We start from the raw sequence: 22,741 nt of genomic DNA, 5'->3' as shown, positions 1-22,741 counted from the left end.
AACGCGTGGGTGGCGGGCGGCCGGTGCCGCCGACCGCCCGCCACCACGCCGTGCCATCGCTCGTGGGGGAAGCCGAGCCGCAGCGCCTAGAACCTGCGCGACCACGCCCAGCGACAGGGAGCCCCCATGAGCGCCAACGACCCCAAGCACTTCAGTGTCCGCACCAGCGTGGTCCTGCTGACCGCGTTGCTGGCCGCCGTCGCGGCCGGCTTCCTGTTCTTCTCCGGCACGGACTCGGTCCCGCTGGCCGTGCTCACCGGCTTCGCCTCCTTCGCCGGCACCTGGACCTTCGTCGACCGGCTCATCCACTGAGGGTCAGGCGCAGGATCCGGTCGTCGCCGGGGCGTGGCGTTCCCCGGCCGTCGGTGTTGTTGGTCATCAGCCACAGCGAGCCGTCCGGGGCGGTGGTGACCGTCCGCAGCCGGCCGTAGGTGGTGGTGAAGAAGCTGACCGGGGTGCCGTCGGGCGCGCCGTCGAGCACCGGCACCGCCCACAGCCGTTGCCCGCGCAGCGACGCCAGCCACACCGTGTCGCGGCTGAACGCGATGCCCGACGGCGAGGCCTGGGAGGTCGGCCACTGGGCGATCGGGTCGACGAACCCCGGCACGCCACCGTCGCCCTCGACGGTCGGCCAGCCGTAGTTGCCGCCGGCCCGGATCAGGTTCAGCTCGTCCCAGGTGTTCTGGCCGAACTCGCTGGCCCACAGCCGCCCCGCGCCGTCGAAGGCCAGGCCCTGGACGTTGCGGTGCCCCAGGCTCCACACCCGGCTGCCGGCCGTCGGGTTGCCGGGGGCCGGGTCGCCGGTCGGGGTGACGCGCAGGATCTTGCCGCCCAGCGACGACGGGTTCTGCGCGTTGCCGGACTGGCCGGCGTCCCCTGTGGACACGTACAGCAGGCCGTCCGGGCCGAAGGCCAGCCGGCCGCCGTTGTGGATGCTGGCCTTGGGGATCCCCGAGACGATCACCTGCGGCTGGCCGAGACCGCCGGTGTAGGTCATCCGCACGACGCGGTTGTCGCCGGCGGCGGTGAGGTAGGCGTAGACGAGGTTGTCGGTGGCGAAGGTCGGCGAGACGGCCAGGCCGTGCAGGCCGCCCTCGCCGCCGGGCACCACGCCCGGCACGGTGCCCACGGTGGTCGTTGTGCCGTTCGCGATCCGCTTGACCTGCGCGGTGCCGCGTTCGGAGACCAGCGCCGAGCCGTCGGGCAGGAACGCCAGGCCCCACGGGGAGGCGAGGCCGGTGGTCACCGTGCCGGCGACCTGCGGGGTCGGCGGCACGGCGAGCACAGCGGTGGATGTCGCGGTGGATGTCGCGGTGGATGTCGCGGTGGATGTCGCGGTGGCGGACGGGGTCAGGGTGGCGGTGAGGGTGATGGCGAGAAGGGCCGCAGGGGTCCGTTTCACGGGTGCGCTTCTCCGTCCTGGTCAGCCTGTCGTGCAGGCGGTTCCGTTGAGCGAGAAGGTCGACGGCGTGGTGTTGGAGCCCGAGTGGGTGCCCTGGAAGCCGAAGCTCTGGCTCCCGCCGGGCGGGATCGCCGCGTTGTGACCCAGGTTACGCGCGGTGACGGCAGTACCGTTCTGGGTGATGTCGGCGTTCCACTCGCTGGTGACCTGCTGGCCGCTGGCGAACGTCCAGTTCAGCGCCCAGCCGTTGACCTGCGCGGTGCCGGTGTTGGCGACGGTGACCTCGGCGGTGAAACCGTTCTGCCAGGACGTCGGGCGGTAGTTGACCCGGCAGGCGCCGGTCGGGTCGGGGTCGGGGTCGGGGTTGCCGCCGCCGCTGGTGACCGAGAACGAGTTGACCGCCAGGCCCGTGCCGCCGATCCAGGGCTCGAAGCCGGCCTGGATGCTGGTCAGGTACCAGGAGCGCTGGGCGTGGCCCCGGTTGATGGCGTCGCTGTAGAAGTCGTTGACCGCGTAGCTCAGCGAGGAGGTCGCCGAGGTGCGCACGTAGGACACGACGTTCCAGCCGATGTTGCCGAACCACACGTCCCAGGTGGCGCCGGCGATGCTGGCCGAGCCGACCCGGGAGCCGATCGGCTGGATGGAGCCCTGGTGGTTGAGCCAGACCATGATCTCCGCGCCGGTGTTCTGGCCGTCGGTGCGCGGGGTGGGGTCGAACCACAGGTCGTAGGAGGCGTTGTAGGTGCCCGAGCCGGGGTAGGTCATCCCGACGCTGGTCCGCAGGCCGGTGAACGCGCTGGTACTGGCCTGGACGGGCAGGCCGCTGCCGCTGGTGCAGTTGCCGTAGTGGCAGCCGAAGAAGATCGACGGGTAGGACGCCGGCGCGCCGTTGGTCGGGTTGTTGTGGTTGGCCTGGGTGATGCTGAAGCCGTTGGACGTGGTGTCGATGCACTGCGTGGTGCTGGCGCCCCACACGTTGTTCTGCACGATGTAGCGCCCGTTCTGGACGGGTTGCGAGCCGTACTTCTCGCAGATCTGGGCCGCGAGCGCCGGCTGGGCGGTGGCCACGGTCACCGCGGCGGCCAGCAGACCGATGGTCAGCACGGCGTGGATGAGACGTCTCATCGCAACTCCTCGTCGAGTACCTGCGGGGCGGAGACGGATCCGTTCTGGGAGCGCTCCCAGGAGCAGACACAATAGTGACCCAAGTCTCACCGCATGGCAACCACCAGTAGGCGAACGCCTACGAGGCGCGGCGACCCGCCCGCAGCTCGTCGTTGGACTCGGCCAGCGCGGCCGCCGCCTCCCGACAGTCCCCGCAGTCCCCCAGATGGGCCGCGATCGCCCGGCCACGCCGAGGCGACCCGGCACGCCGGGTCCACATCCCCAGGTGCTCGCGCACCGACGCGCACCCCGTCGCCGACGCACTCGGGACCTGGGCCTGCAGGTACGCCTGCCGCAAACCCTCCCGCGCCCGCATCGCCAACGCCGCCACCCCATTGGGTGACAGACCGAGCCGGTCGGACAGCTCACCGGGCGGCCGGTTCTCCACCTCGGTGTGCCAGAGCACCACCTGCCAGCGCTCCGGCAGCGACTGGAACGCCTCCCGCGCCAGGTCCAGGTGCCAGCGGCGCAACGCCCCCTCGTCGACCGCGGCGGTCACCTCGTCACCCAGCCGGGGCTCGGTGCCGTACAGGGCGACCCGGCTGCGCTGGCGCGCGGAGACGATCCCCAGCCGGCGCACGGTCGTCAGCAGGTAGGCCAGCAGGCTCTCCCGGGGGCCGTTGCCGTTGCGGATCGCGTTGAGCGTGCGGGCGAACGCGTCGGCCACCAGGTCCTGCTGCTCGCTGGGCTGCGAGGTCACCTGCCGGGCGGCCACGCACACGGACGCGCAATGTCGGCGGAACAGCTCCCCGTACGCGCCGAGGTCACCGGCGCGCACGGCGTCGAGCAGCGCCGCGTCCGTGGGCGAACCCACCTGGTCCGTGTCGTCCATGTCCTTCCCGCGTCCTTCCCCGTTCTCGCAGGAGCAGAGGGGTCACCCCCAATCCTGGCGCGGCGGATGCGCCGACAGTCCACTTGTCACCCGTTCGATTCGGGAACGGTGTAGTGGGTTCTCGACAAGTACGGGTGTGACGATGTCGAACGTGGATGCCGACCGCCCCGATCTGACCGGTCGCTCGGGTGGTGACGCGCTGACCCGGCTCTACGACGCGCATGCCCGGGATCTGCACCGCTACCTGACCAGACGCCTCGATCCGGTGAGCGCCGACGACCTCGTCGCCGAGACGTTCCTGGTCGCCTGGGAGCGCCGCGCCCACTACGACCCGACCCGGGGCGCGGCCCGCGCGTGGCTGTTCGGCATCGCGACCACCCTGCTTCGGCGCAACTCCCGGCTGGAGGCGCGGGCCCTGCGGGCGATGGCCGAGCAGGCCGGCCGCGCCGAGGTGTCCGAACAGGAGGACACGGCCAGCGTCGCCAGGGTGGACGCCGGGCGCACCGCCCGGTCGCTGACCGCCGGGCTCGCCGCGTTACGCCCGGAGGAACGCGACGTGCTGCTGCTGGTGGCCTGGGCGTCGCTGCGCCCGGTGGAGATCGCCACCGCACTGGACCTCGACGTGCGGACCGTCCGCACGCGACTGCACCGCGCGCGCACGAAGCTGCGCACGGCGCTCGGCAGGGAAGGACAACCGTGAACGACCACGACCACGACCCCATCGACGATCTGCTCGCCGGCCTGCGCGAGGACGTCCCGGAGATGACCGAACGCTCGTTCGCGAGCACCCGCACACACCTGGTGATGGTGATCGACCCGCCGACCCCGGCCGACACCCAGGACTCCGGCGAACCCGTTGCGCCCCAACGACGTTCCCAGAAGTGGCGCAGCCCGCCGCGCCGGCTGGCGGTGTCGGCGGCCGCGGTGGTCGCCCTGGCGGCGGGCGCGGTCGTGTGGACGGCCGTGGACGGCGACCTGACGCCGAACGCGGCCGCCGAGCGGCTCAACTCCGCCGCCGACCGGGTCACCACGACCGACGCCCCGGTCGGGCCAGAGCAGTACCGCTACGTCGTGTCCCACTACTGGAGCCTGGACACCATCGTGCTGCGCAGCACGGCCCTGCACCGGCTGATGGCGGCCAAGAACGAGGTCTGGATCCCGGCTGACCCGAGCCAGGACTGCACCCAGCACAGCACCCGGGGCGAGGAGTACCAGTGGCTGGTCGGCAGCGACGAGCAGGCCGAGGAGCTGGGCATCGACCCGACGACGCCGACGAGCGACCAGGACCAGCTCCCCTGCGGTGACTTCGCCGACGGCTCGTGGCAGCAGCCGAGCACCGACTTCCTGGCCTCCCTGCCGCGCGACCCGCAGGCGCTCTACGACCGGCTGGTCACCGACACCGAGGGCCACGGCTCCGACCCCGACCTGGAGGTGCTGGTCTACGCCGCCGACGCGTTGCGCACCAGCCAGGTGCCCCCGGACCTGCGTGCCGCGCTCTACCGGGCGCTGGCCCTGGTCCCGGACCTGGAGATCACCGAGGAGTTCGCCAACCTGGACGGCCACCGGGGCACCGCCTACGGCATCACCCGGTCCGGTCAGCGCCACGACGTGATCATCGACCCGGCGACCGGCCAGTACATCGGCGAGCGGCAGGTCGACCTGGACGGCGTCACCGGTGTTCCCGAGGGCACGGTCATCAGCTACACGTCGGTGGACCTGCCGGTGGTGGTCGACGAGGTGGGCGAGACCGGCTGACGGTGTGAGTTCGGAGATAGTGCTTAGCCATGCTAAGCAAAGTTGTTAGCATGGCTAAGTGCTATCGATCAGCAACCAGCCCCGCACGGTGTGGGTCACCGCGTTCGCCGCCGTCATCGCGTTCATGGGGATCGGGTTGGTCGACCCGATCCTGCTGTCCATCGCCGAGTCGCTGAACGCGTCACCGACCGAGGTGACCCTGCTGTTCACCTCCTACCTGGGCGTCCAGGTCGTCGCGATGCTGCTCACCGGCGCGCTGACCGCGCGCTTCGGCGCCAAACGCACCCTGCTGGGCGGGCTGGTGCTGATCGTGGTCGCCACCCTGGCCTGCGCGCTGGCCGACTCGATCACGCAGCTGGTGGCGTTACGCGCGGTGTGGGGCATGGGCAACGCGCTGTTTATCGCGACCGCACTGTCGGTCATCGTCGGCGCGGCGACCGGCGGGCAGCAGAGCGCGATCCTGCTCTACGAGGCCGCGCTGGGCATCGGCATCGCCACCGGCCCGCTGCTGGGCGCGGTGCTCGGCGAGATCTCCTGGCGCGGGCCGTTCGCCGGCACGGCCGTGCTGATGGGCGTCGCCCTGGTGCTCTCGGCGGTCAAACTGCCGGCCGACGCCCACCAGGAGCGGCCGAAGGTGCGCCTGCTGGATCCGCTGCGCGCCTTGCGGCACAAGGGTTTGCTGCTGACCTCGATCGGCTCGGCGCTCTACACCGCCGCGTTCTTCACGGTGCTGGCGTGGGCGCCGTTCGTCCTGCTGTTCAGCGCGACCGGGGTCGGGCTGGTGTTCTTCGGCTGGGGGCTGGCGGTCGCGGTCTCCGGCGTGTTCCTCGCGCCCCGGCTGGCCGCACGCCTGGGCGAGCGACGGGCGACGGTCGTCGCGGTGCTCGGGTTCGCGGTGCTGCTGGCGGCGATGGTGATCGACTCCAAGCCGGTGGTGGTGGTCGCGGTGATGCTCAGCGGCATCGGGTCGGGCCTGCTGAACACGCTGTTCACCGGGACGGCGATGAGCGTGAGCGACGCGCCCCGGCCCACGGCCAGCGCCGGCTACAACTTCCTGCGCTGGATGGGCGGGGCGCTGGCGGCGGCTCTGGTCGGGCACGTCGCCGAGTGGTTCGGCTCGCCGCACGCGCCGTTCGCGGTGGGGGCGGTGCTGTGTGTGCTGGCGGCCGGAACGCTCGCGCTGGGCGGACTGCGCCGGCGCGACCCGCACACCGTGCCGGCGACCGCCGTCGCGGTCGGTGAGGAGTTCTGACCCGCTCACCTGCACGGTTGGTCAACGGTTCACCAAATATTTCACTGTCGGTAATTTTTCACCTGCGCATCGTGTAGGGTGTTCACCCGACAGCGACGGAGTCTGCGCGTTCTTACCGTGGCGTGTCCCTTCTGAGATAACCCTGTTACACAGATGAGGAGACTCCGAATGTTCCGAGGCAGATCGGCACGACTCCGTGCGATCGCCAGCGCCGGGCTCGTCGCCACCGCCGGCGTCGCGGCGTTCCTGGTGGCGCCGTCGGCGCAGGCAGCTCCGACGTTCCAGCTGCCGTTCGACTGCGGGCAGAAGTGGCGCCTGGACACCTGGGGGCACAACCCGGCGCTGGACATGGTCCGCGAGCCGGACCAGGTCGGCACCGAGGGCGCGCGTCTGCTGGCGCCGGCGGCCGGGCGGGTGAACCAGTCCTACCGGCACGGCAACGCCGGCAACATGATCCAGATCGACCACGGCGGCGGGCACTTCACCACCTACATCCACCTGCAGTCGCGGTCGGTCAGCGTGGGGGCGCGGGTCACGCAGGGCCAGCTGATCGGCAAGGTCGGCAAGGACGGCGAGACGTCCAACGGGCACCCGCACCTGCACTACGAGCAGGGCTACGACGCCAACGGCGACGGCAGCGTGACGTGGGGTTTCGCCGGCGCGGAGCGGGTGGCCGCGAAGTTCGGCTCGACGAGCTACACCGGCGCCGGCAAGACGTGGCGCAACGTCGCCAGCGGCAACTGCGGCGAGGGACCTGACGGCGAGCGCGTCTCGGACTTCAGCGGCGACGGCCACAGCGACGTGCTCGGCGTGAACTCGGCCGGCGAACTGTGGTACTACCCGAACAACGGCCTGACGCTGTCGAGCGACACCGCGAAGAAGATCGGCCAGGGCTGGGGCTCGTACTCGCAGGTCGTGTCGGCGGACTTCACCGACGACGGCCGAGCCGACATCTTCGGCGTCAACTCGGCCGGCGAACTCTGGTACTACCCGAACAGCGGCGGCACGATCTCCACGTCGACGGCGAAGAAGATCGGCCAGGGCTGGGGCAGCTACACCGACGTGATGGCGGCGGACTTCAGCGGTGACGGCAACGCCGACATCCTGGGCGTCAACTCGCTGGGCGAACTGTGGTACTACCCGAACAACGGCAACGCCCTCTCCTCGGACACGGCCAGGAAACTGGGCCCGGGCTGGGGCTCCTTCAAACACGTCATGGCAGCCGACTTCAGCGGCGACGGCCACGCCGACGTCCTCGGCGTCAACGCGGCCGGCGAACTCTGGTACTACCCCAACAACGGCAACGCGATCTCCTCGACCACCGCCAGGAAGATCGGCCAGGGCTGGGGCTCGTACAGCCAGGTCTTCGCCTCCGACTTCACCGGCGACGGCCGAGCCGACATCCTCGGCGTCAACTCACTGGGCGAACTCTGGTACTACCCGAACAGCGGCGGCTCGATCTCCTCGTCCACCGCCAAGCAACTCGGCCATGGCTGGGGCAGCTTCAAGCACGTGATGTGATCACGACCGGTGGCGCGTCCCGACTTCGGGACGCGCCACCGTCGTGTCAGCGGTCAAGCCGCCCGGCTTTCGCCGCGTCGCGGAACGCACCGAACGCACCCAGACTCAACGGCAACGACCGGCCCTTGTTCTTGCTGTCCCGAGCCGCCGCGCACCCCTCCGCGCGCGCCAATTCAACACAGTTCTCCCCGCCGCCGCTCAGCGACGACTTCCGCCATCCGGCGTTCCGCATGGCATCTCCTTCGTGTTTCTGTGCTCAGCGGTCGAGCTTGCCGACCTTCGCCGCGCTGCGGAACGCGGCGAACGCTGTCGGGCTCAGTGACAGCGACCGGCCCTCGTTCTTGCTGTCCCGAGCCATCACCCACCCCGCGCCACAGGCCAACTCAACACAGTTCTCGCCGCCGCTCAGCGACGATTTCCGCCAGCCAGTGCCCAGGATCCGAGTCTCCATGAACGTATCTCCTCACAGCTCCGCGATTCGACGGTTGAGCATGGTTATTGTCCGCTGCCGGCTCAACCCCGCCATCCTCAGGTTGTCGAACGCCAGGTTGTAGGCCCGGACGTGCTCGCGACCGAGATAGTCCGACCCGGTCAGACCTTCCACGAACACGATCCCCGGCCGTCCCTCGATCAGTTCGACGATCGAGAACGACACGCCGGGCGACGCGTGCGCCCCGCCGTCGAACGGGATGACCTGCACGTTCACGTTCGGCAGCTTCGCCAGTTCGCGCACGTGTTCCAGCTGACCGCGAAGCGTCTCCGGCCCACCGACCTCGCGGTGAAGCGCCTCTTCACCCACCACCAGCCACAGCCTGGGAGCGTTGGCGGACTTCAGGATGGTGACTCGCTTGACGCGCTCCTCGGCCATGCGTTCGACGTCCGCCGCCGACACGGTCACCAGTTGGGTTAGCGCGGCCCGGGCATAGTCGGCGGTCTGCACGGTGGCCGGGAAGGTGTCGCTGTTCCACAGCTTCAGTTCCTTCGCGGCGGCAATGAGGTGGACGTACTTGGCGGCCCACTCCGGCACCCGGCTGGGTGGTAGTTTGCGGCGGGCCTCGGCGGCGAGGCGTTGGAGCGGTTCCGCCTCCTCGGCCGGGATCTCGAAGACGCGGATGGCCTTCAGGAGATCCTTGTCGCTGGTCGGGACGTCTCCCGCCTCGATCTTGGAGAGTTTGCCGGCGTACCAGCCGAGTGCCTTGGTGGCCTCGGTGGTCGACAGGCCACGCAACTCGCGGGCGGCGCTCAGCTGTGCGCCGAGCAGGATCCGCTGGACGACCGGGCCGGGGTTCGGGTGCGTCATGCGGGGCATTCTGCCCGTCCCGACCTCCGCCAGACCCCAAAGTAACCCGATCGGATGCAAATCTCGCGCCAACCAATGTCAACCAGAAATTCCGCTATAGATTTCTCGGGACACACCACGCAACATGAAGGGGCTGCTATGGACACGAGGAGCCAGGCGGGGGCGGCCGGATGAGTATCCGCTCGCTGGGCATCGAGATGGAAGGTCAAGACACGATCGAGTTCCATGCCAGCCGGTCCGAGCCGACGGCCTGGATCGTGCTCGACGTCGATGGGTCACAGTGCGAGATCCAACTCGCACAGTCCCATGTGGAAACGCTGCGCGACCAACTTCCGGGCGTACTGGCTGACCTGGCGCGGGTCGGCGACGAGGACGACGCCCGCCAACGCGCCGACGACGCGGTGCTGCGCGCCACCGACGCCGTGACCAGGGCACTCGAGAAGGCCCGGCTGGCCGAGAACACGGGAGCCCACGAGGTGGCGACGTCCCTGCGCACCGCGGCGGCCGAGACCACCGAGACCGCCGACGCCGTGGACCGGGCCGTGCGGACGTTCGTGGAGGCGACGTTGTCCGCCGATCGCGCGGCGGACCGCCTGGCGCACGCCACCGTCCTGGCCGGACAGTCCTGACAACGGTGTGCGGGGTCCCCCCGTCGAGAGGGGGACCCCGCACGCCCGTCCGCTAGATGCTGACGCCTCGACTGCGCAGCCACGGCAGCGGGTCGATCTTGCTGCCGTTCTCGTGCACCTCGAAGTGCAGGTGCGGACCGGTGGACTGGCCCCGGTTGCCGATGGTGGCGATCTGCTGACCGGCACTCACCTGCTGGCCCACGCTCACCAGCGACTCGTTGATGTGGCCGTACACCGTGATCACACCGTTGGCGTGCTGCACCCGCACCCACATGCCGAACCCGCTGGCCGGCCCCGAGCTGATCACCGTGCCGGACATGGCCGACAGGATGGGGGTGCCGATGCTGTTGGCGATGTCGATGCCGTAGTGCACCGTGCCCCAGCGGGCGCCGTAGGTGGAGGTCAGCGTGCCCTGGGCGGGCTTGACCACACCGGAGGACGACACGGCGCCGCCGCCCGAGGACCCTCCCGAGGAACCACCGGACGAACCTCCGCTGGAGGAACTACCGCTGGACGTTCCGCCGGAGGAGCCACCCGAGGTGCTGCCGGAGGAGGAACCGCCGGAGGTGGCGGGTGGGTTGGCGACGTCCCGTTCGGTCCGAGTGGAGGCCGCCGGCGCCTCGGTCCGCGCCGAACCGGAGGCCGCCGCCCGCCGGGCGACGAGCTCGGCACGGCGCTTGGCGAGGGTGTTGGTCTCGGCCTGCGCCGACTTCTGCACGTCGGCCGCCGAGCGGTAGGCCCGGTGGGCGTCGGCGCGGGCCTTGGCGGCGGCGTCGCGGTTGTGGACCGACGCGTCACGGGCCTTGCGCGCCGTGCGTTCGGCGGCGTTCTTGTGGTCCACGGCCTTGCGGGTCGCCTTGGTGACCTTGTTGTACTCGCCGGCGACCACGTCGAGCATCGCCGTGCGGTCCAGCAGGTTGGCCGGGCTGTCCGAACCGAGGAACGCGGACACGCTGACCGCGCCGAAGTTCGTGTTGTGGTCGAAGCTGACCGACGCGAACCGGTCGAACTCCTGACGGTTCTTCTGCTCCTGCCTCGCCGCTGCCGCCGCCTCCGCGCGGGCGGTGGCGGCCTTGGCCGACGCCTCCTTGGCGGCGCGGTCGGCCTTGGCGTGCCGTTGCTCGGCGGCGGTGACCGCCTCCAGTTTCGCGGCCAGCGCTGTCTGCGCTGTGCGTAACTGGGCGTCGGCGGCGGCGATCTGTTCCTCGATCGTGCCGGGCGGCTGCCCGGTCGCCGAGGGGCTGGCCAGCAGTGCACCAGCCGTGAGGGAGGACAGCAGGATCGCGAAGGTGGCTCGCGTTGGTCCACGCGCACCCATGGCGGCTCCAGAGGTTTGGGGCGCCCGGTGCGGGGGAACACCGACACGCCCGGGATCAGGGCTTGGCGACTATGCGCCGCTGATTCCGCGCGAATCCACCCGACTTGACCTGAATCACAACATTTCGATTACGTGCATGACACATTACTGTGTGTTCGTTGACAGGTCTAAAAATTCACCGTAATCTCTCGCCGTTTGCGCTCCGGAGGTCTCCGGCGTTGATCGCGATCCGGACGACGTCGCCCGGCGCGGCGTCGACCTCGACGGTCGTGACCGAGGTGACCGACGCCCCCGGCACCTCCACGTCCAGCCGGATCGCCCCACCCAGCGGCACCACCCGGCGCAGCACACCGTCGACCACGACCGCCTCCGCCGGCGCCGGTTCCCCGGCCGCGAGCGGACGGCAGTGCTGCGGGCGGGCGATCAACGTGGCCTCCCGGCCGGTGACCGCCGGCGGCAGCTGGGTGGTGAATCCCAGCAGCGACGCGCACTCCAGGTCGGCCGGGGCGTCGAGCACCTCGTCGGTCGTGCCCAGCTGCCGCAACTCCCCGCCGACCAGCAGCGCCGTGCGACGCGCCAACGCACGGGCCTCCTCCCGGTCGTGGGTGACCAGCAGGACCGCCGCCGGCTGACCGTCCAGCGCCGCCCGCAGGTCGGCCAGCAGGTCGGCGCGGGTGGTGGCGTCCAGGCCGGTGAACGGCTCGTCGAGCAACAACACCCCCGGCGCGACCGCCAGCGCCCGCGCGATCGCCACCCGCTGGGCCTCGCCGCCGGACAGGCCGCGCGCGTCCCGCCCCGCCAGGTGCTCCACGCCCAGCGCCGCCAGCCACGGCCACGCCCGCCGGCGGGCCTCGGCGCGCGACACTCCCCGCAGCCGCAGACCGGCGGCGGCGTTGTCGAACACGCTGGCGCGTTGGAGCACCGGGCGTTGCAGCACGGCCGCCACCGCCCGGCGCAGGTCGGTCGTGCCGGCCGGCCGGCCGTCGAGCAGGACCGTGCCGGTGCGCCGCGCGGAACCGAGGTGCGCGATGGCCCGCAGCAACGTCGACTTGCCGGAACCGTTGGGCCCCAACACCGCCAGCGTCTCGCCGGCCGCGACGTCCAGCTCCGGCACCCGCACCAGGACCCGTCCGCCGACCGTCACCGTCAGGTCGCGGCAGCCGATGTTCACCGGCGCACCGCGTGCCGCTGCTGGGCGAGGGTGACCACCAGGTTGACGGTGAACGCGATCGCCAGCAGCACCAACCCGAACGCGATCGCCAGCGCGAACTGCCCGCGGCTGGTGGCCAGCACGGCGGCCGTGGTCAGCACCCTGGTCTCCCCCGCCAGGTTCCCGCCGACCATCTGCGCCGCCCCGACCTCGCTGACCACCGCGCCGAACCCGGCCATCCCGGCGGCCAGCAACGGCAGCCGTGCCTCACGCAGCAACGCGCCCAACGCCCGCGCCCTGGTCGCGCCCAGCCCGCGCATCTGCGGCAGGAAGTCCGGGTCGACCTGCTGGAGCGCGGTCGCGGTCAGCGCCACCACGACCGGCGTGGCGATCGCCGCCTGCGCCACGACCATCGCCGTCGGCGTGTACAGCAGGCCCAGCGCGCCGAGCGGGCCGCCGCGCCACAGCAGCACGGTGACGAACAGGCCGACCACCACCGGCGGCATCCCCATGCCGGTGTTGGCCACCGCCAACAGGACCCGCCGCCCCCGGAACCGGCCCAGCGCCAGCGCCGCGCCGGCCGGGACCCCGAGCAGGAACGCGATCAGCGTGGCGGCCAGCGACACCCGCAGGGTGAGCCCGGTGATCGCCCAGGTGTCCTCGGCGCCGGTCAGCAGCAGCCGCACGGCCTCCAGCAGGCCCTCGCCGAGCACGTCCACGACCGCTCAGTTCCCCAGGGTCGCTTCGTCCTTGCCCGCGTCCGGCACGAACAGCGTCTCGCCGTCGGAGGCGAACTCGCCGATGATCGTCTGCGCCCGCTCGCCGACGATCCAGTCGGCGAACGCCGCCGCGCCGTCGGTCTGGACGCGGTCGCCGGCGCGGGTGGTCATCTCGATGACGTGGTAGATGTTCAGCAGCGCCCGGTCGCCCTCGGCGAGCACGTCGAGGGCGAGGCTGTCGCGCTGGGTCAGGTAGGTGGCGCGGTCGGTCAGCGTGTAGGCGGCGGTCTCCCCGGCCACCCGCAGCGTGGCGCCCATGCCCTGCCCGGTGGAGCGGTACCAGTCGCCGGCCGGGGTGATCCCGTTGGCCTCCCAGAGCTGCTGCTCCCGGGCGTGGGTGCCCGACTCGTCACCCCGGGAGACGAAACCCGCGCCGCTCTCGGCGATCCTGCTCATGGCGTCGGCGGCGGTCGCGCCCCGGATGCCGGCCGGGTCCCGCTCCGGGCCGACGAGCACGAAGTCGTTGTGCATGACCAGTCTGCGGTCACCGGCGGTGCCCTCGGCGACGAACTTCTCCTCGGCCTCCGGCGAGTGCACCAGCAGCACGTCGGCCTCGCCGCGCCGGCCCAGCTCGATGGCCTGCCCGCTGCCCACGGCCAGCGGCTTGACGTGCCAACCGGTCTGTTCGGTGAACACCGGTAACAGCTCGTCCAGCAGTCCGGAGTCCTGGGTGCTGGTGGTGGTCGCGAGGATCAGCGTCCTGTCCTCCGGAGGTGACCCGGCCTCCTCCCCACCGCAGGCCACCGCCGTGACCAGCACCGCCACCGCCGCCAGTACCCGACCGAGGAGCACGGTGTCACCGACCTTTCCTGATCGCATCTGTAGTATCACAGGGCGCCAACACACTAACCCGGCCCAGGAACGTCGAGGAACACGTGACTCGTTATCTGGATCTCGGTGCCGAACTGGCCAGGGCCGTCGTCGCGGGCGAACTCGCGGCCGGGGCTGAGCTGCCCAGCGTGCGTGACCTGGCCGCCGCGCGGTCCACCACCGCCGCCACCGCCAGCCGCGCCTACCGCCACCTCGCCGAGCACGGCGTGATCCGGCTGGAGCCGCGCCGCCGCGCGCGGGTCAGCCAGGACGGCGCCACCTCGGCCAGGCGGCTGCTGGCCGGCGCGTCGGTGTTCCGCCTGGCCGGCAGCGACGACCCGGCGATGAGCCTGCTGCTGCGCCACCTCGGCGACCGGGTGTCGGTGGTGCCGGCGCACGGCAGCCTGCACGGCCTGGCCGCCGTCGCGTCCAACGTCGCCGACGGCGCGACCGCGCACCTGCGCCACCACAGCGGCGTCTACAACGCGCCGTTCGCGCGGGCCGTGCTGCGCGGGCGGCACCCGATCCTGCTGCACCTGTGGCGCCGCGAGCAGGGCCTGCTGCTGCCGGCCGGCAACCCGCGCGGCATCAGCGGACCGGCCGACCTGCGCGGCCTGCGGGTCGCGAAACGCAGTCCCGGCACCGGAACCCGGGTCCTGCTCGACCACGCCCTGAGCGCCGCCGGCCTGGAACCCGACGGCGTCACCGGCCCCGAGTTCGGCACCCACCTGGAGGTGGCGCTGGCCGTGGCGGCCGGCGCCGTGGACACCGGCCTGGCAGTGCGCTCCGCCGCCGCCGACCTCGACCTGGGTTTCCTCCCGCTGGCCTGGGAGGACTACGACCTCGTCCTGGCCGCCGACGCCCTCGACGCCGCCGCCCCACTCGTCGAGGCGGTGCACGACCCCGGGGTGCACGCCGCCATCACCGCCCTCGGTGGCTACGACCTCGGCCGCGCCGGCTCGGTCGAGAACCTGACCATCTGAGGCGCCAGGGCAACCCGGGCGGGCCCGCCGCGCGTTCCAGCCGTGTCAGCGAACCGGCGCGGGAGGAACGGGTGTGAAGAGGTCCGAGGAAGAGTCGTACCGCGACTACGTGGTCGCCCGAACGGACGTCATGCGGCGCACCGCCTACCTCCTGTGCCGTGACTGGCACACCGCCGACGACCTGGTGGCGATCACCATGGTCAAGCTCTACCGGCACTGGTCGCGGATCGGCACGGAGTCCAGCCTGGACGCCTACACCCGCAGGACGCTGCTGCGGACCTGGCTGGACGAGAAACGCCGCCCCTGGCGCCGGCACGAGGAACTCGCCGAGACGCTGCCCGACACGCCCGACCCGGTGGAGTTCGCCGTGGTCAGCCGTGCGCAGCTGCTCGACCTGCTCTCCTCGCTGCCGCCACGGCGCCGCGCGGCGGTGGTGTTGCGCGGCTACCTCGGTCTCTCACTGGAGGAGACCGCGGAGATCCTCGGCTGCTCGGTGGGCACCGTGAAGAGCCAGACCGCGCGGGGGCTCGACACGTTGCGCGCCATGGCGGCCGGTACCGACTGAGGAGAGGAACATGGACAAGCGACTGTTCGACGAGGCGATGGGGGACGTGCCCCCGGCCACGTTCGACGTGGACGGGTTGGTCACCCGGGGTCGCCGCGCGGTGCGGTTGCGCCGGCTGACCAGCCCGGCGACCGCGACCGGCGCGGCCGTGGTGGTGGTGACCGGCGTCGTCGCGCTCACCCTGACCGGCAACGACGGGGGCCCGGCCACCGGCGTCGGCTCCGCGCCGCCGAAGATCACCACCGGTCCGAGCCAGTCCAGCCGGCCGAGCCAGCCGAGCAACCCGACCCCCGCTCCCCCGGCGCTGTGCTCGCGACCGAACCTGGAGACGCCGGCGCAGCTGATGCCCCGGCTGCGCGGCGCGGTCCAGCAGGCACTGATCGCGCAGCGGCCGAGCCTGGGCGTCTCCCCGCACCCCAAGGCCGAGTACCCGACCGGGGTGCGGCACGAGGCGCTGGAGTTCTACCAGGTCACCGGGGACGTCCAGGTCGCAGAGCCGATCTGCTCCGGTGACGGCTACTTCATGACCATGTCGACGACGTCGGTGCCGGTCGAGGGTGAGGGCACGCTGACTGTCATCGTGCAGCCGGACTTCTACGCCGACCTGCCCCCCGGGGACTGCGAGTCGACGACGGTGACCCCCGAGCAGACCTCCTGCGAACTGGTCACCACCCCCGACGGCGACACCGTGCTGCGCACGACGGCGCGGATGCCGGGCGGTGTCCGGCAGAACCGGGTCGACATCGACCGGGCGGACGGCACGGCGGTGATGGTCACCGTCGAGGACAGCACCGGCGGCATCAAGCCCGGTGGGTCACCGACGGCCTCCGCGCTGCCGCTGACCCTGGACCAGCTGACCGCCATCGGCACCGCGCCGGGGATGACGCTGTTCCCGTAGTGCCTAGCGGTGGGGCTGGTGCTGGTAGGGCGGCTGGCCGTACCAGCCCTGCTGCTGCGGCGGCGGAGCCACCGGGCGCCTGGTGCGCAGCGCCCGGGTGGTCGCCGGCAGCCACCACAGCACGGCCAGCACGATCGCCGGCACGGTGAACACCAGCGCGAAGACGTTCTCCTCGTGGCCGTCGTTGATGTCGTGGATGACGCCGAACGCGATCACCACGGTCGGCGGCAGCAGGAACGCCGTGGCCAGCCCCCTCGCCCAGCCACGGCCACCGATCGCCAGCAAGCTCGCCACCACCAGCGGCACGGTCAGCGCCGCGCCGATCCAGAACACGACGATCGCCATCTCGTTCTCCGAGATGGAGTCCTGGAGATCCTCGACGGTGTTGGTGACCTGCGCGCCACCGTCCTTCATGGACAGCAGGCGCTCGATCGTGGTGATCTCGCTCGCCGCGCCCAGCGCCATCATCACGAACAGCCCGACGTAGGCCAGGCCGGCGATCGCACAGATCACGCTGGTCGTCGTGAGCATCGCGGTCGATGGGCGTCGCGCGGCCGGGCCGGCGGAAGGGTAGGACACGCGGTACCTCACGAGTTCGGGGATCTCCGCGATCGTAGGAACCGGCGCCGGGCCGGGCTGTCCGGCGAACGCCCGACAGCCCGGCCCACCCCCGCTCACCCCAGGAAGCTGACCTCCGGATAGGCCGGCGACGGGCGGTCGATCAGCGGCGGGTGCTGGCAGCGCAGGTGCCGGTCGAAGAACGCCAGCACATAGGTCCTGGTGATCTCCAGCGCCCGCTCGGGGTCGATCGACTCGCCGAGGTCGATGCCCCACTGGCCGGCGAGCACCCCGAGGTCGGTGAACGACGCGTGCACGGTCCCGCTGACCATCAGCCAGCGCTTCCAGCCGGTCAGCCGCGTCCAGTCCTGCTCCCAGTCGTCGTAGGGGTTGGGCTGGCCGGGCGTGTACTCGTCCAGGCTGCCGACGAACATGAACGGCCGGGACAGACCGGTGTCGGGGATCGGCACGTGGGTGGAGCCGTCGATGTCGATACCGGCGCGGATCCGCCGGTCTCCGAGCATCGCCTGGATGGTGGCCGCGCCGCCGGCCGAGTGGCCGGCCATCCCGACCCGCCGGGGGTCGATCAGCGCGGCGGGGCCGGTCCGCCGCGCGGTCAGCGCGTCGAGCACGAACGAGGAGTCGGCCGCGCGGCCGGCGGCCAGGGTCGCCCAGAACCCCGGCAGGTGGTCGATCTCGCAGGACACGCAGCCGGCGACCCGGCCGTCGGGGAAGGTCATCGCCCGGTTCTCGTAGGTGTGGTCGATGACCGCGACGACGTAGCCGTGGCTGGCCAGGTCCTCGGCCAGGGTGCTGAGCGTGGCGCGGGAGTTGGTGTAGCCGGGCGAGAGCAGCACCAGCGGCCGGCTGCGCGCGCGGCCGGCGGGACGCGCGTCGACCACGGCGTTGGTCTCGACGGTGCTCAGTACCTCCAGGGGCAGGTCGGAGATGTCCTGCTCGGCCAGGTAGGCCGCCGACTCGGTGGGCGTCATGTACTGCCTGGTCGGCCCGTCGGTGCCGGTCGACGGGTAGAACAGCGACACCATCAGCTCCCGGTAGGGCACCGTCGGCACCCACGTGTCGGCGCGCGCGGTGTCCTTGAGGTACAGGGAGGTCACGCCGACGGGGTGGGTGCCCGTCGGGTCGGGTAAGTAGGGCGTCGGCGCCTGCGCCGAGGACGTCGCGGGGGCGACGGTCAGGGCGGCGGCGACCGCGGTGGCGACCGCGAGAACACGCATGGGCGAACTCCGTTTCGTTGTCAGGACAGGTGGTTGATACGACGGAAGGAGAACCAGGCCAGCAGGGCCGACAGCGCGAGGAAGAACCCGGCCTCGATCCCGTGCAGCGCCCAGAAGTGGCTGTCCGGGTGGTACACGAGGCGTTGCTGGTAGCCGAGTTCGTCCAGTCTCACCAGGCACCCCACGAGCGACTCGTGCGCCGGCGGGACGGGCTGCGGTCCGGTCAGACACCCCAGGCCGGCCACCTCCCGCAGCGAGCCCACGGCCGCGCCCTGGGCGTCGACGGTCTCGTTGGTCAGCGTCCAGGCACGGTCGGGTTCGATCACCCCCACCGACTCGAGCCCGTCGGGGGTGCCGCGGATCTCGCCGACGTTCGCCTCGGTGATCGCGACCGTCTCCTCGACCGGCGCCAGCAGGTAGGGCCGAACCAGGAACGGCACGGCGAGTTGCACGGCGACGAACAGCACCAGCGTCAGCGCCATCGCCGCCACGGTGCGGCGCACCAGCACCGCCACCGCGATCCCCAGGGCGTACGCGAACGCGGCGTAGCCGAACGGGGCGAGCCCGCGCGCCATGAACACCGCCGGCGAGATCCTCGGCGGCACGGCGTCGGCGTTCCAGGCGTCCTGGGCGTCCAGCGGCCCGGCCCACCAGGTCGCCGCCAGGCTCAACGCGCCGGCCGCGACCACGGCCGCCGGCAGGCCGACCGCGAACTTGGTCGCCAACCACCGCTTGCGGGTCACCGTCTGGTTCCACACCAGACTGTGGGTGCCGGTCTCCAGTTCGCGGGTCACCATCGGCACGGCGACGAAGATCGCGATCAGCACCGGCAGGGCGGTCACCCCGATGAGCGTCACCGTGTACACGACGTCGAGTTGGGTGTAGTCGGTGGTGCCGAGGCCGGTGGCCAGCAGGACGGCGACCAGGACCAGCACGACGGCGGCCATCGCGGCACCGGCGGCGCGGAACTGGCGCAGGGCCAACCAGGTCATCGCAGGACCTCCAGTGCGGGGCGGGTGGCCTCGGGCGTGCTCAGGTACTCCAGGACCAGGTCCTCCAGGGTCAGCTCGCCGACCGTCCACAGCGGATCGAACAGGGCGTTCTCGCTGCGCACGCACAGGGTCGTCTGCCGGTCGGTGTGCCGGGCGGAGACGATCCGCTGGCCATCGGGCAGGTCGTCGACGTCGCGGCGCGGGCCGGAGAGCCGGTGGTGCACGGCGAGCAGGTTCTCGACCTCGCCGGTGAGCCGCACCCGCGAGTCGACCAGCACGACCAGGTAGTCGCAGACCCGTTCCAGGTCGGCGATCAGGTGCGAGGACATCAGCACCGACAGCCCCTGCTCGGCGACGGCCTCCATCAGGTCACGCAGGAAGTCCCTGCGCGCCAACGGGTCCAGCGCGGCGACCGGTTCGTCGAGCAGCAGCAGCTCCGGCCGTTTGGCGATGCCGATGGTGAGCGCGAGCTGGGCCCGCTGGCCGCCGGAGAGCCGCCCGGCGGCCTGGTTGGGGTCCAGGCCGATCCGTTCGATGCGCCGCCGCGCGAGGTCGGCGTCCCAGCGGGGGTTGAGGCTGGCGCCAAGACGCAGGTGCTCGGCGACGGTCAGGCCGGCGTAGAGCGGGGTGTTCTGGGCGACGTAGCCGACCTTGGCGAGTTGGTCGGTGCCGCTGCCGGGGATGCCGCCGCAGACCTCGATCGTGCCCTCGGTGGGCCTGAGCATGCCGGCGGCCAGGTTGAGCAGGGTGGACTTGCCGGCGCCGTTGGGCCCGACCAGGCCGGCGACGTGGCCGGCGGGGACGTCCAGTTCACAGCCCGCCAGCGCCCACCGCCGCTTGGTGTACCGCAGGCCGAGATTGGTGGCACGTAAGACGGTCACGCTATGTCCTCCCGGGCGGCGGCGCGAAACGTGGTGAGGAACAACGCCTCGATGCTCTCCTCGTCGAGGCCGGCGCGGCGGGCCTTGGACAGCCAGCGGCGCAGGTCCTGGCGCAGTGGCCCGAGGGCGGCGAGTGAGCCGCCGTCGAGCGTGCCGGTGACGAAGGTGCCGACGCCGGGGCGGGCGGCGACCAGCCCGTCGTGCTCCAGTTCGCGGTAGGCCTTGAGCACGGTGTTCGGGTTGATCGCCAGCTCGGCGACCACGTCCTTCACCTTGGGCAGTTGGTCGCCCTCGCGCAGCATGCCCAGCCGCAGCGCGTGCCGGACCTGGCGGACCAGCTGCTGGTACGGCGAGAGCCCGGACCCGCCGTCCAGATGGAACTCGATCACGACTACCTCCATTTATCTAGCTAACTAGCACTATAGCTTCATAGCTCGATTATGACCAACGGAGGGGGTGTGGAACCGGCGAACCCGGTGTGACGTCTGAGTCCAGGATGTCGCGCAACTTGGGGAGGTTGCCATGGACGGGTTCACCGTCGACGTCGAGGCACTGACCGCCGCCGGCCAGGGAATCACCGACCTGATGGGGAAACTGGACCAGAAGAAGGTCCAGGACATCGACTGCGACTCGGGCGCCGTCGGCCACGACCGGCTGGCCGGTTCGCTGGAGAACTTCTGCGACCGCTGGCAGATCGGCGTGGAGAACCTGCTGTCCGACGGCGCGCAGATCGCCCAGCGGCTGCTCGACTCGGCCTCCGAGTACAGCCGCCGCGACGACGAGGCCGCCGCCGCGATGGGCGGTGGCGGCGGTGGCTGAGCTCGGCGAGACCACCGACCCGAAGGCGCTGGTCCCCGGCACCCCGTCGGCGCTGCGCGACACCGCGCGTTCCCTCGGCGAGTACGGCGACCTGCTCATCCAGGTCGGCGAGGGCCTGCGCACGATCGACGACGGCGGCTGGCAGGGTCCGGCCGGCGACGCGTTCCGCGCCGCGTTCGGCGGCGAACCCAGCCGCTGGATCACCTGCGGTGAGTGCTTTCGGGACGCGCGCAACGCCGTCGAGGCCCACGCCGAGACCCTGGAGTGGGCGCAGGGCGAGGCGGCCGTCGCGATCGACCTGTGGGAGCAGGGCGAGCAGGCGACCGCGAACGCCCGCGCCGCCCACGACCAGGCGCGGGACAAGGCGCAACGCGAGGCGTCAGCCGCCGGTGAACCCCCGCCGCCGGACAAGCCGTTCACCGACCCCGGCGAGGAGTTGCGCCAGCAGGCGCGGGACAAGCTCGACCGGGCCCGCGAGCAGGTCCGCACGGCCGGCGACGAGGCCGCCGACACCGTGGAACGCGCCCAGCAGGCCGCCCCCGAGGAACCCGGCTGGCTGGAGAGCGCGTTCGGCGGCGTCACCGACGCCATCGGCGACGGCCTACGCGCCCTCGGCGAGGGCATCGGCGCGGCCGTCCGCGACGTCGGCGAGGCCGTCGACGAGGTCCTCGAAGACATCGGCGGGGCGGTCGACAGCGTGCTCGACGGCGTGGGCGACGCCGTCGGCGACGTGCTGGAGGACATCGGCGACCGAACCGGCATCGAGGAGATCTCCGATGCCGGTCGGGTCGTCGACGAGGCCCTCGACGACGCGGGCGACGCCGTCGACGACGCCCTCGACGACGCGGGCGACGCGGTGGCCGGCGCGACCGACGACGCGGGCGACGCCGTCGAGGACGGCCTGGACAACGCCGGGGACGCCGTCGACCCCGACGAGGACGACGACGGCGTCCCCGAGGACCCGTCCAACGACGAGGACGGCGAGGTCTACGAGGGCGAGGACCCCGACGACGACGATCCCGACCAGCACGACGGCGGAGACGAGGACCACCCCAAACGCCAGACCGGCACCGAGTGGGACAACGCCGAGGGCGACAGCGACGACCTGCCCCCCAACCCGGAACACGTCTACACGACCCCCGAACGCCAGGACCACATCCTCGACGGCGACCCGAACGACGAGGAAAGCGGCGGGCACCGCTACGGGACCGGCCGCCCCAACAAGACCGAGTTCCCCGAGCACTGGGACGACGACGACATCATCGAGAACGTGGAGGACGTCACCCGCAACCCCGACTCGCCACCGCGCCAGCTGCCCGACGGCAAATGGGAGGTCCGCGGGGAGCGGGATGGTGTCGACATCCGCGTGATCGTCGACCAGAACGGCTCGATCGAGACCGCGCACCCCACCGGCGGCGATGGTGTGGTCAAGAATGACAGCCAGGGAAACCCCCACCCCAAGCCCCGCTGAGGAGCACCCGATGAACATCGACCGACAGCGTCTCTACGACGGGTCGAAGGAGCTGGTCGAGCGTCTGGCCGACCGCCTGCCCGAGGCGGACGTGGAGACTTTCCTGTCCCTGCACGATGTCGGGGAGCCGCTGTACCTGCTGAACCTGCTGTGCGCGGGACTGATCAAATGGCGCACGGAGGTGACGGCGGCGGAACGTGACGCACTGGCGGAACTGGTGACCGGAGTGGCGTCGACGAACACCCGCTATCCGTTCCTTGTGGACGCACAGGGTTCACTGGAGGCGCTCAACGTGGTGGAGTGAGGGCGGTGGGGGCCGTACTCACCGCCGATCCCGACACCGGCCGGCGGACCAGGACCCACCACTCACGACCGAGTTGTCCACAGGTCGGCCCTGGCCGGCCGCAGCCACCCGACACTGTCG

Annotated in this window: 27 protein-coding genes; 12 read left to right on the top strand and 15 right to left on the bottom strand. The window is 71.6% G+C overall.

Annotation, left to right across the window (positions count from 1 at the left end; translation table 11 throughout):
- The first annotated feature begins 126 nt into the window (after positions 1 to 126).
- Positions 127 to 312, top strand: coding sequence for a hypothetical protein (locus tag BLA60_RS37730; RefSeq protein ID WP_075137877.1), 186 nt, complete (start codon positions 127 to 129; stop codon positions 310 to 312).
- On the opposite strand, the gene BLA60_RS37725 is transcribed toward BLA60_RS37730, so the two are convergent.
- From BLA60_RS37725 to BLA60_RS37715, 3 genes are all read right to left on the bottom strand, one after another.
- Positions 302 to 1,402 carry a PQQ-dependent sugar dehydrogenase gene (locus tag BLA60_RS37725; RefSeq protein ID WP_075137876.1) on the bottom strand — a complete coding sequence of 367 codons (1,101 nt, stop codon included), beginning with the start codon at positions 1,400 to 1,402 and terminating at the stop codon, positions 302 to 304. The genes BLA60_RS37730 and BLA60_RS37725 overlap by 11 nt on opposite strands.
- A gap of 21 nt (positions 1,403 to 1,423) precedes the next feature.
- Positions 1,424 to 2,527, bottom strand: coding sequence for a glycoside hydrolase family 12 protein (locus BLA60_RS37720; protein WP_075137875.1), 1,104 nt, complete (start codon positions 2,525 to 2,527; stop codon positions 1,424 to 1,426).
- A 118-nt stretch (positions 2,528 to 2,645) separates the two neighbouring features.
- Positions 2,646 to 3,398: an RNA polymerase sigma factor gene (locus BLA60_RS37715; protein ID WP_075137874.1), complete on the bottom strand. Its 753-nt coding sequence runs from the start codon at positions 3,396 to 3,398 to the stop codon at positions 2,646 to 2,648.
- 142 nt (positions 3,399 to 3,540) lie between these two features.
- Between BLA60_RS37715 and BLA60_RS37710 the strand changes: the two genes are divergently transcribed.
- The 4 genes from BLA60_RS37710 to BLA60_RS37695 all read left to right on the top strand — a co-directional run bounded on the left by BLA60_RS37710 (position 3,541) and on the right by BLA60_RS37695 (position 7,926).
- Positions 3,541 to 4,098, top strand: coding sequence for an RNA polymerase sigma factor (locus BLA60_RS37710; RefSeq protein ID WP_075137910.1), 558 nt, complete (start codon positions 3,541 to 3,543; stop codon positions 4,096 to 4,098).
- A complete protein-coding gene (locus tag BLA60_RS37705; protein WP_075137873.1) occupies positions 4,095 to 5,153 on the top strand; it encodes a CU044_5270 family protein in 1,059 nt (352 codons plus the stop codon). The genes BLA60_RS37710 and BLA60_RS37705 overlap by 4 nt, the downstream gene beginning before the upstream one ends.
- Positions 5,154 to 5,211: 58 nt before the next feature.
- Positions 5,212 to 6,405 (top strand): MFS transporter, encoded by a 1,194-nt coding sequence (locus BLA60_RS37700; RefSeq protein WP_075137872.1) that lies wholly within the window; start codon positions 5,212 to 5,214, stop codon positions 6,403 to 6,405.
- 168 nt (positions 6,406 to 6,573) lie between these two features.
- Positions 6,574 to 7,926, top strand: coding sequence for an FG-GAP-like repeat-containing protein (locus tag BLA60_RS37695; protein ID WP_075137871.1), 1,353 nt, complete (start codon positions 6,574 to 6,576; stop codon positions 7,924 to 7,926).
- A gap of 46 nt (positions 7,927 to 7,972) precedes the next feature.
- Here the strand turns inward: BLA60_RS37695 and BLA60_RS37690 are convergent, their stop codons facing one another.
- From BLA60_RS37690 to BLA60_RS37680, 3 genes are read right to left on the bottom strand one after another with little or no spacing between them, the layout of a single operon-like run.
- Positions 7,973 to 8,158 (bottom strand): DUF397 domain-containing protein, encoded by a 186-nt coding sequence (locus BLA60_RS37690; RefSeq protein WP_075137870.1) that lies wholly within the window; start codon positions 8,156 to 8,158, stop codon positions 7,973 to 7,975.
- A gap of 24 nt (positions 8,159 to 8,182) precedes the next feature.
- Positions 8,183 to 8,377, bottom strand: a complete 195-nt coding sequence (locus BLA60_RS37685; protein WP_075137869.1) for a DUF397 domain-containing protein — start codon at positions 8,375 to 8,377, stop codon at positions 8,183 to 8,185.
- A 12-nt stretch (positions 8,378 to 8,389) separates the two neighbouring features.
- Positions 8,390 to 9,286 carry a helix-turn-helix domain-containing protein gene (locus BLA60_RS37680; RefSeq protein WP_154814870.1) on the bottom strand — a complete coding sequence of 299 codons (897 nt, stop codon included), beginning with the start codon at positions 9,284 to 9,286 and terminating at the stop codon, positions 8,390 to 8,392.
- 110 nt (positions 9,287 to 9,396) lie between these two features.
- Here BLA60_RS37680 and BLA60_RS37675 point away from each other — a divergent pair, with 110 nt between their 5' ends.
- Positions 9,397 to 9,855 (top strand): hypothetical protein, encoded by a 459-nt coding sequence (locus BLA60_RS37675; protein ID WP_075137867.1) that lies wholly within the window; start codon positions 9,397 to 9,399, stop codon positions 9,853 to 9,855.
- A 52-nt stretch (positions 9,856 to 9,907) separates the two neighbouring features.
- Here BLA60_RS37675 and BLA60_RS45960 read toward each other — a convergent pair whose 3' ends face one another.
- The 4 genes from BLA60_RS45960 to BLA60_RS37655 all read right to left on the bottom strand — a co-directional run bounded on the left by BLA60_RS45960 (position 9,908) and on the right by BLA60_RS37655 (position 13,921).
- On the bottom strand, positions 9,908 to 11,173 hold the full coding sequence (locus tag BLA60_RS45960) for a peptidoglycan DD-metalloendopeptidase family protein (protein WP_245812435.1): 1,266 nt from the start codon (positions 11,171 to 11,173) through the stop codon (positions 9,908 to 9,910).
- Positions 11,174 to 11,348: 175 nt separating this feature from the next.
- Positions 11,349 to 12,344 carry a sulfate/molybdate ABC transporter ATP-binding protein gene (locus BLA60_RS37665; protein ID WP_075137866.1) on the bottom strand — a complete coding sequence of 332 codons (996 nt, stop codon included), beginning with the start codon at positions 12,342 to 12,344 and terminating at the stop codon, positions 11,349 to 11,351.
- Entirely contained in the window at positions 12,341 to 13,042 is a 702-nt protein-coding gene (locus BLA60_RS37660) for an ABC transporter permease (RefSeq protein WP_075137865.1), read from the bottom strand. Before BLA60_RS37660 ends, BLA60_RS37665 begins: the two co-directional genes overlap by 4 nt.
- Before the next feature lie 6 nt (positions 13,043 to 13,048).
- Positions 13,049 to 13,921, bottom strand: a complete 873-nt coding sequence (locus BLA60_RS37655; RefSeq protein ID WP_075137864.1) for an ABC transporter substrate-binding protein — start codon at positions 13,919 to 13,921, stop codon at positions 13,049 to 13,051.
- A gap of 56 nt (positions 13,922 to 13,977) precedes the next feature.
- On the opposite strand from BLA60_RS37655, the gene BLA60_RS37650 reads away from it, so the two are divergent.
- The 3 genes from BLA60_RS37650 (at position 13,978) to BLA60_RS37640 (ending at position 16,358) form a co-directional block, all read left to right on the top strand.
- Entirely contained in the window at positions 13,978 to 14,895 is a 918-nt protein-coding gene (locus BLA60_RS37650) for a substrate-binding domain-containing protein (RefSeq protein WP_075137863.1), read from the top strand.
- 73 nt (positions 14,896 to 14,968) lie between these two features.
- Positions 14,969 to 15,460 carry a SigE family RNA polymerase sigma factor gene (locus BLA60_RS37645; protein ID WP_075137862.1) on the top strand — a complete coding sequence of 164 codons (492 nt, stop codon included), beginning with the start codon at positions 14,969 to 14,971 and terminating at the stop codon, positions 15,458 to 15,460.
- A 10-nt stretch (positions 15,461 to 15,470) separates the two neighbouring features.
- Positions 15,471 to 16,358 carry a hypothetical protein gene (locus tag BLA60_RS37640; RefSeq protein WP_075137861.1) on the top strand — a complete coding sequence of 296 codons (888 nt, stop codon included), beginning with the start codon at positions 15,471 to 15,473 and terminating at the stop codon, positions 16,356 to 16,358.
- Positions 16,359 to 16,361: 3 nt separating this feature from the next.
- Here the strand turns inward: BLA60_RS37640 and BLA60_RS37635 are convergent, their stop codons facing one another.
- The 5 genes from BLA60_RS37635 to BLA60_RS37615 form a co-directional block, all read right to left on the bottom strand.
- On the bottom strand, positions 16,362 to 16,937 hold the full coding sequence (locus BLA60_RS37635; RefSeq protein WP_154814869.1) for a hypothetical protein: 576 nt from the start codon (positions 16,935 to 16,937) through the stop codon (positions 16,362 to 16,364).
- A 95-nt stretch (positions 16,938 to 17,032) separates the two neighbouring features.
- Entirely contained in the window at positions 17,033 to 18,154 is a 1,122-nt protein-coding gene (locus BLA60_RS37630) for an alpha/beta hydrolase family protein (RefSeq protein ID WP_075137859.1), read from the bottom strand.
- A gap of 20 nt (positions 18,155 to 18,174) precedes the next feature.
- A complete protein-coding gene (locus BLA60_RS37625) occupies positions 18,175 to 19,146 on the bottom strand; it encodes an ABC-2 transporter permease (RefSeq protein ID WP_075137858.1) in 972 nt (323 codons plus the stop codon).
- Positions 19,143 to 20,027, bottom strand: coding sequence for an ABC transporter ATP-binding protein (locus tag BLA60_RS37620; RefSeq protein ID WP_075137857.1), 885 nt, complete (start codon positions 20,025 to 20,027; stop codon positions 19,143 to 19,145). Before BLA60_RS37620 ends, BLA60_RS37625 begins: the two co-directional genes overlap by 4 nt.
- The gene (locus tag BLA60_RS37615) at positions 20,024 to 20,416 is read right to left on the bottom strand and encodes a GntR family transcriptional regulator (RefSeq protein ID WP_084735961.1); all 393 of its coding nucleotides are present in this window, start codon (positions 20,414 to 20,416) and stop codon (positions 20,024 to 20,026) included. The genes BLA60_RS37620 and BLA60_RS37615 overlap by 4 nt, the downstream gene beginning before the upstream one ends.
- A gap of 133 nt (positions 20,417 to 20,549) precedes the next feature.
- Here BLA60_RS37615 and BLA60_RS37610 point away from each other — a divergent pair, with 133 nt between their 5' ends.
- The 3 genes from BLA60_RS37610 to BLA60_RS37600 are packed head-to-tail and all read left to right on the top strand — an operon-like array spanning position 20,550 to position 22,621.
- Positions 20,550 to 20,846: a hypothetical protein gene (locus BLA60_RS37610; RefSeq protein WP_075137855.1), complete on the top strand. Its 297-nt coding sequence runs from the start codon at positions 20,550 to 20,552 to the stop codon at positions 20,844 to 20,846.
- Positions 20,839 to 22,317 (top strand): putative T7SS-secreted protein, encoded by a 1,479-nt coding sequence (locus BLA60_RS37605; RefSeq protein ID WP_154814868.1) that lies wholly within the window; start codon positions 20,839 to 20,841, stop codon positions 22,315 to 22,317. The genes BLA60_RS37610 and BLA60_RS37605 overlap by 8 nt, the downstream gene beginning before the upstream one ends.
- A 10-nt stretch (positions 22,318 to 22,327) precedes the next feature.
- Positions 22,328 to 22,621, top strand: a complete 294-nt coding sequence (locus BLA60_RS37600; RefSeq protein WP_075137853.1) for a hypothetical protein — start codon at positions 22,328 to 22,330, stop codon at positions 22,619 to 22,621.
- Positions 22,622 to 22,741 lie beyond the last annotated feature (120 nt).

The sequence above is a fragment of the Actinophytocola xinjiangensis genome (genome assembly GCF_001921215.1).
Lineage (GTDB): Bacteria > Actinomycetota > Actinomycetes > Mycobacteriales > Pseudonocardiaceae > Actinophytocola > Actinophytocola xinjiangensis.
This window is presented reverse-complemented; position numbering and strand designations above follow the sequence as displayed.